Source organism: Microcystis flos-aquae FACHB-1344 (assembly GCF_014698375.1).
GTDB classification, from domain to species: Bacteria; Cyanobacteriota; Cyanobacteriia; order Cyanobacteriales; family Microcystaceae; genus Microcystis; species Microcystis aeruginosa.
The window spans coordinates 62,825-77,687 of the sequence record NZ_JACJSW010000046.1; the positions used below are offsets into that span (position 1 = coordinate 62,825).

Genomic DNA, 14,863 nt, shown 5'->3' on the forward strand with positions numbered 1-14,863 from the left:
ATTCGGTGCGTTACGCGCTCGCTAACACACCCTACCTTTCCTGAATTTTTACCCGTTTGTTTAATTGATTCATAGTCAAGGAAATCACCAGATTAAAGAATAAATAGGTGGCCATAACTACTATTAACATTTCTAGAGCTTTTCCTGTCTGATTAGCGATGGTACTAGAGATAGCATAAATATCATTATAACCAATAGCGATCGCTAAACTAGAGTTTTTAACCAGGTTTAAACATTCATTAGTTAAAGGAGGAATAATCACTGGCAAAGCTTGGGGAAAAATTACTAATCTCATCACTAATAAAGGTTTTAATCCCAAGGCTTTAGCTGCTTCCCATTGTCCCCGATTAACCGATTGAATCCCTCCCCGTACCGTTTCCGCAATAAAGGCGGCTGTATAAACAGTTAAACCGATTAGGAGAGTAGCAAACTCGGAAGAAAGATGTAAACCGAAGTCAATATTTTGATTAAGAGTATTAACTTGGGGACTTTGCCATTGTAAACCCCAGATTAGAGGAATTATAACTAGGAGTATTAGGCTAGTTAGACATAAACTAAGTTTATTTTTTAGGTATAAAAATACTGAGATAATTATTCCTAAAGCAATGATAAATAAGGCTAACCATGTCCTGAAACTATTAGCGGGGAAAGGCAAATAGACTCCTGAGTTATTTAAGAATACCCTGCCAAAAAACTCTAGAGAGTCCTCAATCTTCGGCAGTTTCAGAAATACAGCAAAATACCAGAAAAATAATTGTAATAATAGAGGAGTATTGCGAATAGTTTCCACATAAATTGTTGCTAACTGACGAATTAACCAATTATCCGACAAACGACCTAACCCGATGACTATTCCCAGACTAATCGCCAAAAATATGCCAGTAATCATAATGCGGAGGGAATTAACTAATCCCACCAAAAGAGCGCGAAAATAGGTATCGGTGGGACTGTAGGCAATAGGAGAGTCACCAATAGCAAAAGAGGCTGGTCGGTCAGGATCAAAGAGAAAGCCAAAGCCAAAACTTAAGCGTAAGCGTTGGAAATTAATCACTAAATTGCGACCAAAAAACCAGAAAATTAGGCAGACAATTAGCAGAATAATTACCTGTAGAAAAATCTTCTGAAATCGCTCATCGTACCAAAAAGAATTTTTTTGAGGTAAAGTCATAAGTAGTCGTGCAAAATTAATTTCTTGGTTAGGATAGGCAAAAGGCAAAAGGCAAAAGGTAAGAGGCAAGAGGTGGTTAGATATGTGTAATTAATTTTGCTTAGGTACTTAACAAAAGAAATCGGTGACTTTTGGCCACCGATTGAGAAAATCAAAACATATTTAGATAACTCCCAGACGGGAAAGACCGAGGATGACACCGGCACCGAGGACATGACCAAAACTGGTAGTACCCAGTAAAGCGCCTAATCCCATACCACCGAATAAAGCGGGGGAAGGTAAAGCAGGACCGACATTTTGTTGTTGAATAGTCGCTTTACCGAAAGCAATAGCGAGAATATTGCAGATAATCATGACAATCGCCACTTTGGGACTCCATTCGCTGGAACCTTGTACGGCGGTAGCGGCCATTAATAGGGTTGAATACATTGAAATTCTCCTGAACAGGTCGTTTTAAGTTTTTAATCTTAAAGGTAGTTTTCACCCCACATCACGCCCTGTTGCAATACTTAATAATCAAAAGCAGAGGAGTCAACAATAAGGCCGATTCGTCTCCACTTATGAACTACTCGCTTAGTACAAATTCAAGTTTAAGCCTACTTCTCTAGCGAAGACGGCTAATCCTTTCTTTTCAATGGTTTTGATAGCTTTGGTGGAGATGCGTAGTTTTACCCAACGGTTGCCTTCCGACCACCAAACTCTTTTCCATTGTAGGTTAGCTTCTTGTAATTTTTTGGTGCGACGGTGGGAGTGGGACACCGCATAGGCGTTATTGGCCTTTTTCCCCGTCATAGTACAGACTCTAGACATAATTTACTCCTGTGCGATCGATGTTTGTCAATAGTCAACCTTTCTAGTTTAACTCAAATCTCGCCAGAAGTCCCCCCTTCCCCTGGGTGAAGTGAACGGAGATAAATTTAACAGCAAGTGGGGGGATTAAGAAGTTGATTAAACCGGTTCACTGCTCAGACAATTTCGACAATTGCATCAAAGGTAATGGTGAGAATATTGTCAACAAATTTAGCTGTAATTTTTTACTGAATAAAAAATATTTTAATAAGTTTTACATAGTTTCTATTATTCTGGTTAATTCATTTTTATTTTTCCACAATTTTACTTGAAAATCTTGGTATATTTTGGCGATAAAAGGGGCTTGATTACCTTGAATTATTTTTTCGATTTTATCGATTGTTTCGACAAAAATATTAACCATGGTTTGACGAGGTAAGTTACCAGAAACTAAAACAAATACTTGAGCCTGATAACGGGCTATCTGTTGAACTTCTAAAATATTTCTACCAATGTTTACATCTTTAGTTAATACTATCCATCCTCTTTGACTAACAATAGGTAGCCACTCCGTATCCGGTGCATCTGGGGCAAAATGGGCATGATGAAATTCAATTTTAACCCCTATTTCTTGCAAAGCTTCACCGATAGATTTTCCTAAAGCGCGGTCGATAAAATAGGTGTATTGATAGGTCATGCCGCTTGCCAATTGCACTCGAATAAAATCGCTTTTTCAATTTGCCAAGGTTGACAATTATAATCATTGGCAATATCTTCTATAGAGTCCCCCGCATCATAAAGTTCTGTGACAACTTTAGTGGGAATTCCTGTTCCTGTGATCACGGGTTTTCCGAAGGAAATATTAGGGTCTATCTTTAGGACTTTATTGCTGAAGTCTTCCCCATTTATGTCGATAGTGGGAAAAAGCCGTGTGGCGATATCTTGTTCATCCCATTCAATACGAGTTAAGAGATTATTTAAGAATTGTTTCATCGTCAATTGTCCCGAACGGGAGGCATTAATTAAATGTTCAAATTGTTCAATAAAAAGGTCAGTTCCATCGGTACTAAATTGTTTTTGAACCAGAGGATGATCGGTGTTAAATTGTTCACTAATATAGTCTAGGGCAAGTCTAACTTTATCGAGAGGGATGTTATGAACTTTGCGAATAACTCTTAAAACGTGCGCTTCCACTAAGTTAGTAAAGGAAAGTTGCGGAATATTCGGATTAGGTCGTTGAATGAGGGGTAAAAACTCTTTTTGTCCTTTTTTAGTGGGGTAGGTGCGTCCTCGTACCCACGTTCTCAGAGTGGGCAAAGGAATATGGAGATAGCGCGCAGTATCGGCTATAGTGTAGGTGGGAACATGATAGAGATGCTCTAGAGATAAGGGAGATGATGCTTTGACCATCGTTAATATTTTGGTGAAGTTGTTGGGATGAGATTATCGCCTATTATTTCATTCTAGCTAATTTTGGTATCCTTGAGGATAGGGATAAAGTAGGATGAGGGCAGTGGACATTGGGGGCAAATGAGGTTATATTTTATCTAGAGAAGAACGTTTGTATGCAACACTGATAATGAGTAATTCACTGCCAAAATATCTAGAGGAAATCACAGGCATTTATCAACAGGGTAACGCCACAGAACACAGTTATCGTCCTGCTTTAAAAAAATTAATTGAATCCCTAAATAATAACCTACAAGCTCTCAATGAACCCAAAAGGATTGCTTGTGGCGCTCCAGATTTTGTGATTAATCAGGGTATGGTAGAAATTGGCCATCTGGAAGCAAAAGATATCGGAACTTCTCTCAAAAAGATTGAAAATACTCCCCAAATAAAACGTTATTTACAGGCTTTAGGTAATTTAATTATCACCGATCATTTAGAATTTCGTTGGTATGTATCGGGAGAATTGCGTCTATCAGCTGCCGTGGCAAGTCTTAATCAAAAAAAGCAAATTGAACCTGATTCCCAGGGTATTTTACAAGTAGAACAATTGTTCTGTCAATTTTTCCTCTCAAAAGTTATTCAGATAACAACACCGCGAGAATTAGCCAAAAAAATGGCCGCTTTAGCGCAGTTAATTCGAGATGCAATCGGCCAAGCTTTAAAAGATCAAGATTGCGGGGGAATGTTGCGGCAACAATTGCAATCTTTTCAACGAGTTTTAATTAGTGATCTCAATGAAGCGCAGTTTGCGGATATGTATGCACAAACAATCTGTTATGGTTTATTCGCAGCACGCTGTAATACGGATCAAATAAGTTCTTTTTCCAGGGAAACGGCAGCATTTCGACTCCCAAAAACTAACCCTTTTTTGCGGGGAATTTTTCATCAAATTGCTGGTACAGAATTAGATGAGCGGATTACTTGGGCCGTGGATACTCTAGCGACTATTTTACAACAAACGGACATGGAGGGGATTCTTAGCAGCTTTGGAAAACGCACGCGCAAGCAGGATCCTGTAGTTCACTTTTATGAGACTTTTTTAGCCGAATACGATAGTAAAATGCGTGAGTCTAGGGGTGTTTATTATACCCCTGAACCCGTGGTTTCTTACATGGTTCGCAGTGTGGACTATATTCTGAAAAATAAGTTTCAGATTCCTAAAGGTTTGGCCGATGCCAAAAAAATTACGATTAAGCATCCTAATGATAGCCAAGAAACTCAGGAAGTTCACCAAGTTTTAATCCTCGATCCTGCTGTGGGAACTGGCACTTTTTTACACTCTGTTATCGACCATATCTATGATAGTTTTCGTCAACAGCAAGGGATGTGGTCTAGTTATGTCAGTAAACATTTATTACCCCGTCTCTTTGGGTTTGAATTACTGATGGCTCCCTACACCGTAGCACACATGAAATTAGGTTTACAACTTCAGGAATTAGGCTATGATTTTAGTGCCGATGAACGCTTAGGAATCTATCTCACTAACACCCTACAGGAAGCTTTTCAAATTCCCCCTGCTGATGGTTTTTTAAATCGTATTCGCGATGAAGCAGCCGCGGCAAAAGATGTTAAGCCAGAAATGCCAGTTATGGTTATTTTAGGCAATCCACCCTATTCCTATCAGTCGATGAATACTGACCCTTGGATTGTGAATTTGGTTAAGGATTATTATCAATTAGATGGAAAACCATTGGGAGAGAGAAACCCTAAAGGTTTATTAGATGATTATGTGAAGTTTATTCGCTTTGCTCAGTATCGGGTAGCGGAAACTGGTTATGGAGTTGTGGCGTTAATTACAAATCATGGTTATTTGGATAATCCCACTTTTCGGGGAATGCGTCAAAATTTGATGCAGACTTTTGATGAGATTTATATTTTAGATTTGCATGGGAATAGTAAGAAAAAAGAAGTTTGTCCCGACGGTTCACCCGATCAAAATGTGTTTGATATTCAGCAAGGTGTAGCGATTGCGTTTTTTATTAAGTATCAAGATAGTCAGCAAGATTTAGCCAAGGTTTATCATGCTGATTTGTGGGGTGTTAGAGAGGTTAAAGAGCATAAGGAGTTAGTTGGGGGTAAGTATTATTGGTTAGATGAAAATGATATTAGTTCAACTGAATGGGAAATTATAAATCCCAAATCAGATTTTTACCTATTTAATCCTCAGAGCAAAGTCTCATCTGATGAATATAAAAAATATTGGGAACTTGATACAATCATGTTGACAAACGGTTCTGGCATCAAAACCCATAGAGATCACTTTGTCTATGATTTTGATAAATCTAAATTAATAGAGCGAATCAATGACTTTAGAAATACACTTATCAATGATTCAGAAATAAAAAATAAATATAAGTTGGAAGACAGTTTAGATTGGAATTTAAATCAAAAGAGAAAATCTTTTACCTCTGAATCTAATTGGCAATCTTATTTCACTCAATGTTTATATAGACCTCTTGATATTAGACCTTATTATCATCATGATGCTTTAGTAAATCGGTTGAGGCATGAAATAATTCAGCATACGATGAATAAGAATAACATTGGTATAGGTATAGGTCGCCAAGGAATTGCGGTTAATGATCCTGAATGGGCTTTGATTACTGTTTTTGAGAATGCCATTGATACTAATATTTTTAGAAGAGGTGGAGTTAATATTTTCCCCCTTTATCTTTACCCAACCAATACCCCAACCCTATTTGAAACAGAAGCAACCAACTCGCCAAATGGTCGCCGTCCCAATCTAGCGCCAGAATTTATTAACAAACTTTCGGCAAAACTTGGCTTAGAATTTATCAGTGATGGCAAAGGAGAAGAAAAGAAAACCTTTGGACCAGAGGACATTTTTAACTATATCTATGCCGTCTTTCACTCTCCCCAATATCGCCAACTTTACGCCGAATTTTTAAAAATAGACTTTCCTCGTGTTCCTCTCACCAGTAATCAAGAATTATTCTGGGAATTAGTCAAAAAAGGTGACAGATTAGTGCAGTTACACCTGATGAAAGCAACGGGAAAAGAAATTAGTAGCTATCCCGTGGCGGGTTCTAATCTAGTCGAACAGGTGAAATATAACGAAAATAAACAACAAATTTCGATTAATTCTGACCAGTATTTTGCGGGGATTCCGCCCCAAATTTGGAACTTTTATATCGGCGGTTATCAAGTGTGTCAGAAGTGGCTAAAAGACCGCAAAGGTCGCCACCTTAGCTACGATGACCTAGAACATTATCAACAAATTATCTCCATTTTGGGCGAATCGATCGCAATTATGGAAACTATAGATATAATTATCAATAAATATGGTGGTTTCCCCTTTAGTTAAGCCACCAGTGAGAGAAGATTAATACTAAATCCGTTGACTATAGGCTACATATCAGGACAGGTAAAAGGGAGAATCAATAATCAGTACAGGTGCAAGATTTTGAGAGAATTGTGCTTCAAAACCTTGCGTTTTCATCGGCCCGCGTCCTGTAGGGGCGAAGCATTCGGGCAATAACCTATCGGTGAAACCGGAGATTTTCTATCCGAATGCTTCGCCCGTACTTTTTGCCGCAAACCCTAGATTGATATTTTATCGCAGGTTTCAACCACAGATAAAGCGTCTTCTAGGTTATATTTATTAGGGTTTTTCTTCCTTTTTTGTTGCGGTTGCCTTTTAAATTTATATTGAAATGTCTCAAAAATTTTGGCGTTGTCAAATTGAAAGATGCTCCGAATCAGCACCGGAACTGAAATTACTTTGATAGGAAAGATTACATGGCATCTTGACAATTAGTGTTTAATGAACGAATAGTGCCGATAGTTGGGCTTAAGTGGGGAACAAGACTTGCCCTGAGCCAAGTCGAAGGGGTCGCTCGATTTAGCAGTGGAATTAGCCCTACAATCGGCGTAGGGCTAATTCATGAATTAGCCCTACAATCGGCGTTGTCAAATTGAAAGATGCTCCGAATCAGTTGGGAGCATTGCATCTTTCCTCTTCTGAATCTGACAACGCCGTCCCTTTTCACCGATAAATGATTCTCCACTCCCAACCAGAGTGATACAATTGTTAACACCACAGACCAAGAGCCAATCGAAGCGAGAGAATAAAAACTGCTATGTTAAAAGCCCTACTCGGAGACCCCAACGCCCGCAAAATTAAAAAATTTCAGCCCCTCGTCACCGAAATCAACCTGCTGGAAGAGGATATTAAAAACCTGTCCGATGAGGAATTAAGGGGCAAAACCAGCGAATTTAAGGAAAGATTAGACAAAGCGAGAAATTATGAGCAAAGAGAGGAGATTCTCGAGGAAATCCTCCCCGAAGCTTTCGCCATTGTCCGGGAAGCGGGAATCCGAGTCTTAGGGATGCGTCACTTTGACGTGCAGTTATTGGGGGGAATGGTACTGCACAAAGGACAAATCGCCGAGATGAAAACCGGGGAAGGAAAAACCCTGGTTGCCACTCTCCCCGCTTATTTGAATGGATTGACCGGAAAAGGGGTTCACGTCGTCACCGTCAACGATTATCTCGCCCGTCGTGACGCGGAGTGGATGGGGCAGGTACATCGCTTTTTAGGGTTAAGTGTGGGACTAATTCAAGCCGGCATGAGTCCGGAAGAAAGAAAGAAAAATTATGCCTGTGACATCACCTACACCACTAACAGCGAACTCGGCTTCGATTATCTGCGCGATAACATGGCTACAGTGATGGGGGAAGTTGTCCAAAGACCCTTTAACTACTGCGTTATCGACGAAGTGGACTCCATTCTTATTGATGAGGCCAGAACTCCATTAATTATATCAGGACAGATCGATCGACCCACAGAAAAATATATTCTCGCCGCCGAAATCGCCAAGCAATTAGTGCGCCAAAAAGTAGAAGACGGACCGGGAGACTACGAAGTTAACGAAAAAGACCGTAACGTTTTAATGACCGATGAAGGCTTTAAAAGAGCGGAAGAACTATTAGAAGTTACCGATTTATACGACCAAGAAAATCCCTGGGCGCACTATATTTCTAACGCTATTCGTGCCAAAGAACTCCAGAAAAAAGACGTTAACTATATCGTCCGCAGTGGTGAAATTGTTATTGTTGATGAGTTCACGGGACGGGTATTACCGGGGCGACGTTGGGGCGATGGTTTACATCAGGCAGTGGAGGCTAAGGAAGGGGTAGAAATTCAACAGGAAACCCAAACCTTAGCCACGATTACCTATCAAAACTTTTTCCTACTCTATCCGAAATTATCCGGCATGACTGGGACGGCTAAAACCGAAGAAACGGAACTAGAAAAAGTCTATAACCTGCAAGTAACAATTGTTCCCACTAACCGCGTTTCTCGTCGGCAAGATTTAGCCGATGTGGTCTATAAAAATGAACAGGCAAAATGGAACGCCGTCGCCGAAGAATGTCAACAAATGCACGAACAGGGTCGCCCGGTTTTAGTTGGTACCACCAGTGTGGAAAAATCAGAAGTGCTTTCGCTGTTATTACAGGGAAGAAAGATTCCCCATAACTTACTTAATGCTCGTCCGGAAAACGTGGAAAGGGAATCGGAAATCGTCGCCCAAGCAGGCCGGGCTGGGGCCGTAACTATTGCTACGAATATGGCGGGACGGGGAACCGATATCATCCTCGGTGGTAACTCCGATTATATGGCCCGATTGAAAATTCGCGAGTATTTAATGCCGAAATTAGTTATGCCCGAGGATGACAATTTGGCCTTTAGTTTACCCAGTTTAGGAGAACGCAATCGCCCGCAAGGATTCGCCCCGGGTAAGAAGAAAAAAAACTGGCGCGCCTCGGCGGAAATTTTTCCCACCGAGTTACCGAAAGAGGTAGAAAATGCCCTGAAAGAAGCGGTTAAATTTGCCGTTGATACCCACGGAACTCAAAGTTTACCCGAATTAGAAGTAGAAGAAAAAATCGCCATCGCGGCCGAAAAAGCCCCCACGGATGACCCGGTTATTCAAAAGTTACGCGAAGTCTATAAATTAATTCGCAAAAGTTATGAAGATTACACAGGTAAAGAACACGATGAGGTAGTAGAAAGGGGCGGACTGCACGTTATCGGGACGGAACGCCACGAATCCCGCCGTATTGACAACCAATTGCGAGGCCGGGCGGGCAGACAGGGCGACCCCGGTTCCACACGCTTCTTTTTAAGCCTAGAAGACAATTTATTGCGGATTTTTGGTGGCGACCGCGTGGCGGGTTTAATGGATGCCTTCCGGGTGGAAGAAGATATGCCCATTGAATCGGGAATGTTAACTCGTTCCCTGGAAGGAGCGCAAAGAAAAGTGGAAACCTTCTATTATGATGCCAGGAAACAGGTGTTTGAATACGACGAGGTGATGAATAATCAACGGCGCGCTATTTATGCCGAACGTCGTCGGGTTTTGGAGGGGATGGACTTAAAAGAACAGGTGCTGCAATACGCCGAAAAAACCATGGATGAAATCGTCATGGCTTATATTAATCCCGAACTGCCGGCGGAAGAATGGGATTTAGAAAAACTGATTAGTAAATCTCAGGAATTCGTCTATCTCTTGGCAGATATTACCGCTAAAGATATCGAGGATATGAGTGTTAATGATATCAAGATGTTCCTACACGAAGAAGTTCGCAAAGCTTACGAAATTAAAGAACGTCAAGTGGATAGTATTCGTCCCGGTTTAATGCGCGATGCCGAACGTTATTTTATCCTGCAACAAATCGATATGTTATGGCGCGAACACCTGCAAGCTATGGAAGCTTTACGCGAGTCGATTGGTTTACGCGGTTACGGTCAAAAAGACCCCCTAATTGAGTATAAACAGGAAGGCTACGAGATGTTTTTAGAAATGATGATTGATATCCGTCGTAACGTGGTTTATTCCCTGTTCCAATTCCAACCGCAAGGACAACCCCAAGCAGTGGCTAGTGAACAGTAAAAATTAAAAGTTGGCTGAAATTGGGGAGAATTGGCTAAGGCTGATTCTCTCATTTTTTTCCCCTGAGAAATCAGTCACCCACAATCCACACTAGGACGAAAATTATCAGTCCAATCACTCCATAGGACAGTAACGACCCCAAAAAATTGAGGATTTGTACGGGAAAATGAATCAAAACTTGGTAAGTAAAATCGGCAGCTGCCAGCAAGGCAGCGAAAAACATAATCACAAGTGTTATCATACTTAATATCTTCTCAATCTGATAGAATAAATGGCTATCCTTTGCGGGAATCGGCACCCCAAGAAAAAACTCCGAGTCACTCTCCCGATTCTACCGCAATTTTAACAGCGATCGAGTTATAATAAATCTTTAATTGTAACTGGCTACTTAGTTGATGATAGGTGGTGCGTTACGACGGATTGTTACCTTCAAGTCAAAGCAGCAATTTCTGCCGTCTAACGCACCCTACGTTTTACTTAGTAGATTGACAAAAATAAGATGCACCCATTAAAAACAAATAAATATTTCCCCGTTTCTCCTTCCCTTTTGCGATAAGATAATTAATATAACTGCAAGGGTACTACTCTATGAATATTCGTATTGGTAACGGCTACGATATCCACCGATTGGTAACAGGAAGACCTTTAATTTTAGGAGGAGTAGAAATTGCCCATACTGTCGGTTTATTGGGTCACAGTGATGCCGATGTCTTAACCCACGCTATTATGGATGCCATGCTGGGGGCGCTTAGTTTAGGCGATATCGGTCATTATTTTCCCCCCACAGACCCGCAATGGCAAGGGGCGAATAGTTTAAAATTATTAGAGCAAGTTAATCAATTAATTATCGATAAAGGTTGGCATATTAATAATATTGATTCGGTAATTGTCGCCGAAAAACCGAAAATGAAATCCCACCTTATTGCGATGCGAACCAAGTTAGCAGAAACTCTCAAGATTAATCCGGAACAGGTGGGAATTAAAGCCACTACTAACGAACAATTGGGACCAGTAGGACGAGAAGAAGGTATCGCAGTTTATGCCGTGGTTTTATTGGTTAAGGAATAAGTAATTAGTAATAACTAGCTCAAATTAAGTATCCCAAACCTATGAATATAGACACAAAAATCTTAGAAACTGTCGAAGCAATGCCAGAGTTCTTAAAAATAGAGCTGCTTCACTATGCTGAATATTTGATGGCCAATTATCAATCAGATGTTATTATAGAGAAACCTTCTCTTAGGAAACGTCGTTCAGGAATTTTACAAGGTACATTTACCTTGCCTTTGTCCGATGACTTTGATCAGTCTTTGGAAGATTTTCAGGAATATATGTGATGACATCTTTTCTTCTGGACACCCATACTTTCATCTAGTTAACTGAAAACGATCCTAACTTGCCTGATAATCTTCGGGAGGAAATAGATTTTGCTCCTGAAGTTTATGTCAGTATTGTTAGTCTCTGGGAAATTGCGATTAAGTTAAATTTAGGTAAGTTAGCCCTACAAAAAAGTTATGAAACCATTGAAACTAAACTAGAAGCATCAGATATAACCTTGCTGTCTATATCATTTTCTGATACTCTAAAAATTTGTACTTTACCCTTGCATCACCGTGATCCATTTGATAGAATGCTAATTGCTCAATCTCTAAACAGATCGCTAATTCTAATTAGTAAAGATACTAAATTTGATGCTTATAATGTACCAAGAAAATGGACATAATGCCCCGTTCGGCTTAATTCTATTCAGGATGAGAGCAAGATAAATTTCCTAATTACCCATAGATTTCTAACATTCATTGCTAAATTCTCTCTATGACTGCCATTATCCAACAAATAAAAGAGCGTTTTTCCCAATCCCTAGTTAAATCCTTTGGGGAAAACTTCGCTGATACCGATCCTCTAATTGTGGCCGCTAGTAACCCCCGTTTTGGCGACTATCAATGTAATATTTCCCTCTCTTTAGCCAAAGAATTAAAACAAAAACCGCGGGAAGTGGCGGCGACTTTACTAAAAAATCTAGAGATAGATGATCTCTGTCAAACCCCCGAAATTGCCGGACCCGGTTTTATCAATCTTACCCTTAAACCCAGTTATCTAGAAACCCAATTAAAAGACCTAATTACTGACAACCGTTTAGGAGTTGTCGCTGCTAACCCCAGTCAAAAAATTATTGTCGATTTTTCCAGTCCCAATATTGCCAAAGAAATGCACGTCGGTCACTTGCGATCAACTATAATTGGTGATTGTATTGCTCGGATTTTGGAATTTCGTCATCATCAAGTAATTCGTCTTAATCACGTTGGGGATTGGGGTACTCAATTCGGGATGTTAATCACCTATCTACAAGAAGCTCATCCTAGCGCTTTAACCCAAGCAGATGCTCTCGATTTAGGGGATTTAGTTAGCTTTTATAAAAAGGCCAAAATTCGTTTTGATGAAGACGAAAACTTTAAAGAAACGGCCCGTCAAGCTGTAGTAAAATTACAGTCGGGTGATCCTCAAAGTCGTCAAGCATGGCAGTTACTTTGTCAACAATCACGACGGGAATTTCAGAAAATCTATGATATTCTCGATATAAAACTGACCGAAAGGGGGGAATCTTTTTATAATCCCTACCTGGAAGCGATAATCAGAGAATTAGATCAACAGGGATTGCTAACAGAAGACAACGGTGCTTTATGCGTCTTTCTCGATGGTTTTACCAACAAAGAGGGGGAGCCTTTGCCTCTAATTGTCAAGAAATCCGACGGCGGTTATAATTACGCCACCACCGATCTAGCGGCAATTTGTTATCGAGTGCGTCAAGATAAAGCTGAAAGAATAATTTATGTCACCGATGCTGGACAAGCTAACCATTTTGCCCAAGTATTTCAGGTGGCTAAAAAAGCGGGATTTTTGCCCGATAATGTGGCAGTGGTTCACGTCGCTTTTGGATTAGTTTTAGGGGAAGATGGTAAAAAATTAAAAACTCGTTCCGGGGAGACGGTAAAATTACAAGAATTACTCGATCAAGCGATCGCCTGTTCCTTGGCTGACTTAGAAAAAAGACTGGCAAGCGAGGAAAGAGAAGAAACCGGCGATTTTATCGCTAAGACTGCCGAAACTGTCGGATTAAGTGCCGTTAAATACGCCGATCTCAGCCAAAATCGCCATAGTAACTACGTTTTCAGTTACGACAAAATGCTCAATCTGCAAGGCAACACCGCCCCCTATATGCTGTACGCTTACGCTAGAGTCCAGAGTATCAGTCGCGAAGGTGGTATTAATTTTCAGGATTTAAGTGCCAATTCATCGCTAATTCTCAAGGATGAAAGCGAATTAATTCTGGCTAAACAATTACTGCAACTGCCGGAAGTAATTAGTGCCGTGGAAGAGGATTTATTACCCAATCGTTTATGTGATTATCTTTATGAACTCAGTAAAAAGTATAATCGTTTCTATGAGAATTGTCCCGTTCTGAAAGCGGCAGAACCGATTAAAACCTCTCGTTTAGTTTTGTGTGATTTGACGGCAAGAACCCTAAAATTAGGCTTATCTCTCCTGGGAATCCCCGTTTTGGAAAGAATGTAAATCAGTTATCAGTTATCAGTTATCAGTTATCAGTTATCAGTTATCAGTTCACTGTTTACTGTTTACTGTTCACTGAAAAATTCATAATTCCCACAACCCGCACCCCACCCCTTGGATTGCGTATCTTTGACAAAAGCGGGTGCTATTTTATACCCAGAAAAAGTGTACTATGCTGACGTGAAAAAACCTGAGTTTTTGCTAACCTAGAAATAGCTCTAATCAGAGCCAATATCTTTGGGTGAAGCTTAGAGATTAATCTAGTTAAACTCACTCGTGACGTTATCTTATTGTCGTCTGTTGCCTATTCGCTTTCAGGTGATAACTCGAAGATGGGAAGTTAGTACAAATGCTCAAACTTCCTCTCCCTGCTCCCTGCTCGCTCATAGACAGTCTTAACGAGTAGTTTAGATAGTTAATAGCTTACTCCCGCATCCGGGCCGCTGACGCGGTAGGCCACACCTATTATCCCAGGGATGTTATCGTTAAAGCGGTCAAATGTCCGAACGTCCCAGAGGATTTTCGGGAAAGATTGTTCGCCCTGTCGTAATCTCAGATAGAACCTTATGAGTCAATCAATAGAAGGTAAGACTATGGCCGATGCTGATGTATCAGATTATACCACAAATAAAATAATTTTGTCTAATTGGATTGCCCCTTGGTCGAAAGGCAATCGGAAAAACCCGTCACCGCAACCAAAATGGGATTTATGGCAACCCCTGCGGCAACGAATTGATCGCCTAGAGATTAATACACCTGCACTGGCTCATCGGATTTGTCGTCTAATTCCGGCTCAATGTCCCTTTGCGCGGAAAATTACCCTATTTAGCCGGACAATTCTAGAGATTCCGCCCCTTTGCAAGCTAAATCCCCTCTACGAAAACCTAATGATGTTAAGATTTCGCGCTCTTTCTTACCTAGCCGATGAATGTGGAGAGGATATCGGTGCTTACTGCTAGAATGGGTG

At 40.5% G+C, this 14,863-nt stretch carries 13 protein-coding genes; 8 read left to right on the plus strand and 5 right to left on the minus strand.

Going from position 1 to position 14,863, the window contains the following annotated elements; all coding sequences use genetic code 11:
* Positions 1–31: 31 nt before the first annotated feature.
* From H6G48_RS03355 to H6G48_RS03375, 5 genes are all read right to left on the minus strand, one after another.
* Positions 32–1,168, minus strand: coding sequence for an amino acid ABC transporter permease (locus H6G48_RS03355; RefSeq protein ID WP_190719045.1), 1,137 nt, complete (start codon positions 1,166–1,168; stop codon positions 32–34).
* A gap of 162 nt (positions 1,169–1,330) precedes the next feature.
* The gene (gene psaK, locus H6G48_RS03360) at positions 1,331–1,597 is read right to left on the minus strand and encodes a photosystem I reaction center subunit PsaK (RefSeq protein ID WP_002760753.1); all 267 of its coding nucleotides are present in this window, start codon (positions 1,595–1,597) and stop codon (positions 1,331–1,333) included.
* Positions 1,598–1,741: 144 nt separating this feature from the next.
* Positions 1,742–1,978 carry a 50S ribosomal protein L28 gene (gene rpmB, locus H6G48_RS03365; protein ID WP_002732080.1) on the minus strand — a complete coding sequence of 79 codons (237 nt, stop codon included), beginning with the start codon at positions 1,976–1,978 and terminating at the stop codon, positions 1,742–1,744.
* Between the two features lie 253 nt (positions 1,979–2,231).
* Positions 2,232–2,654, minus strand: a complete 423-nt coding sequence (locus H6G48_RS03370; protein ID WP_190358692.1) for a PIN-like domain-containing protein — start codon at positions 2,652–2,654, stop codon at positions 2,232–2,234.
* The gene (locus H6G48_RS03375) at positions 2,651–3,367 is read right to left on the minus strand and encodes a DUF433 domain-containing protein (protein ID WP_002760746.1); all 717 of its coding nucleotides are present in this window, start codon (positions 3,365–3,367) and stop codon (positions 2,651–2,653) included. Before H6G48_RS03375 ends, H6G48_RS03370 begins: the two co-directional genes overlap by 4 nt.
* Before the next feature lie 169 nt (positions 3,368–3,536).
* Between H6G48_RS03375 and H6G48_RS03380 the strand changes: the two genes are divergently transcribed.
* From H6G48_RS03380 to H6G48_RS03410, 8 genes are all read left to right on the plus strand, one after another.
* Entirely contained in the window at positions 3,537–6,734 is a 3,198-nt protein-coding gene (locus H6G48_RS03380) for a type ISP restriction/modification enzyme (protein ID WP_190719048.1), read from the plus strand.
* A 775-nt stretch (positions 6,735–7,509) separates the two neighbouring features.
* Complete coding sequence (gene secA, locus H6G48_RS03385; RefSeq protein WP_190719052.1) at positions 7,510–10,326, plus strand: preprotein translocase subunit SecA; 2,817 nt, start codon at positions 7,510–7,512, stop codon at positions 10,324–10,326.
* Positions 10,327–10,557: 231 nt separating this feature from the next.
* Positions 10,558–10,689 carry a hypothetical protein gene (locus tag H6G48_RS26755; RefSeq protein ID WP_277925588.1) on the plus strand — a complete coding sequence of 44 codons (132 nt, stop codon included), beginning with the start codon at positions 10,558–10,560 and terminating at the stop codon, positions 10,687–10,689.
* A gap of 225 nt (positions 10,690–10,914) precedes the next feature.
* A complete protein-coding gene (ispF, locus tag H6G48_RS03390; RefSeq protein ID WP_190719055.1) occupies positions 10,915–11,394 on the plus strand; it encodes a 2-C-methyl-D-erythritol 2,4-cyclodiphosphate synthase in 480 nt (159 codons plus the stop codon).
* Positions 11,395–11,435: 41 nt separating this feature from the next.
* Positions 11,436–11,663: a type II toxin-antitoxin system VapB family antitoxin gene (gene vapB, locus H6G48_RS03395; RefSeq protein ID WP_190719058.1), complete on the plus strand. Its 228-nt coding sequence runs from the start codon at positions 11,436–11,438 to the stop codon at positions 11,661–11,663.
* Between the two features lie 59 nt (positions 11,664–11,722).
* A complete protein-coding gene (locus H6G48_RS03400) occupies positions 11,723–12,049 on the plus strand; it encodes a type II toxin-antitoxin system VapC family toxin (protein WP_242034513.1) in 327 nt (108 codons plus the stop codon).
* Between the two features lie 92 nt (positions 12,050–12,141).
* Entirely contained in the window at positions 12,142–13,899 is a 1,758-nt protein-coding gene (gene argS / locus H6G48_RS03405) for an arginine--tRNA ligase (RefSeq protein WP_190719061.1), read from the plus strand.
* A 563-nt stretch (positions 13,900–14,462) separates the two neighbouring features.
* Positions 14,463–14,855, plus strand: coding sequence for a Mo-dependent nitrogenase C-terminal domain-containing protein (locus tag H6G48_RS03410; protein WP_147068834.1), 393 nt, complete (start codon positions 14,463–14,465; stop codon positions 14,853–14,855).
* The last annotated feature ends 8 nt before the right edge of the window (positions 14,856–14,863 follow it).

Excerpts from the sequence above, each read along its gene's own strand:
- vapB (WP_190719058.1), top strand. The coding sequence starts at position 11,436 with ATGAATATAGACACAAAAATCTTAGAAACTGTCGAAGCAATGCCAGAG.
- H6G48_RS03355 (WP_190719045.1), bottom strand. The coding sequence starts at position 1,168 with ATGACTTTACCTCAAAAAAATTCTTTTTGGTACGATGAGCGATTTCAG.
- secA (WP_190719052.1), top strand. The coding sequence starts at position 7,510 with ATGTTAAAAGCCCTACTCGGAGACCCCAACGCCCGCAAAATTAAAAAA.
- H6G48_RS03380 (WP_190719048.1), top strand. The coding sequence starts at position 3,537 with ATGAGTAATTCACTGCCAAAATATCTAGAGGAAATCACAGGCATTTAT.
- argS (WP_190719061.1), top strand. The coding sequence starts at position 12,142 with ATGACTGCCATTATCCAACAAATAAAAGAGCGTTTTTCCCAATCCCTA.
- ispF (WP_190719055.1), top strand. The coding sequence starts at position 10,915 with ATGAATATTCGTATTGGTAACGGCTACGATATCCACCGATTGGTAACA.
- rpmB (WP_002732080.1), bottom strand. The coding sequence starts at position 1,978 with ATGTCTAGAGTCTGTACTATGACGGGGAAAAAGGCCAATAACGCCTAT.
- H6G48_RS03370 (WP_190358692.1), bottom strand. The coding sequence starts at position 2,654 with ATGACCTATCAATACACCTATTTTATCGACCGCGCTTTAGGAAAATCT.
- H6G48_RS03375 (WP_002760746.1), bottom strand. The coding sequence starts at position 3,367 with ATGGTCAAAGCATCATCTCCCTTATCTCTAGAGCATCTCTATCATGTT.
- H6G48_RS03410 (WP_147068834.1), top strand. The coding sequence starts at position 14,463 with ATGAGTCAATCAATAGAAGGTAAGACTATGGCCGATGCTGATGTATCA.
- psaK (WP_002760753.1), bottom strand. The coding sequence starts at position 1,597 with ATGTATTCAACCCTATTAATGGCCGCTACCGCCGTACAAGGTTCCAGC.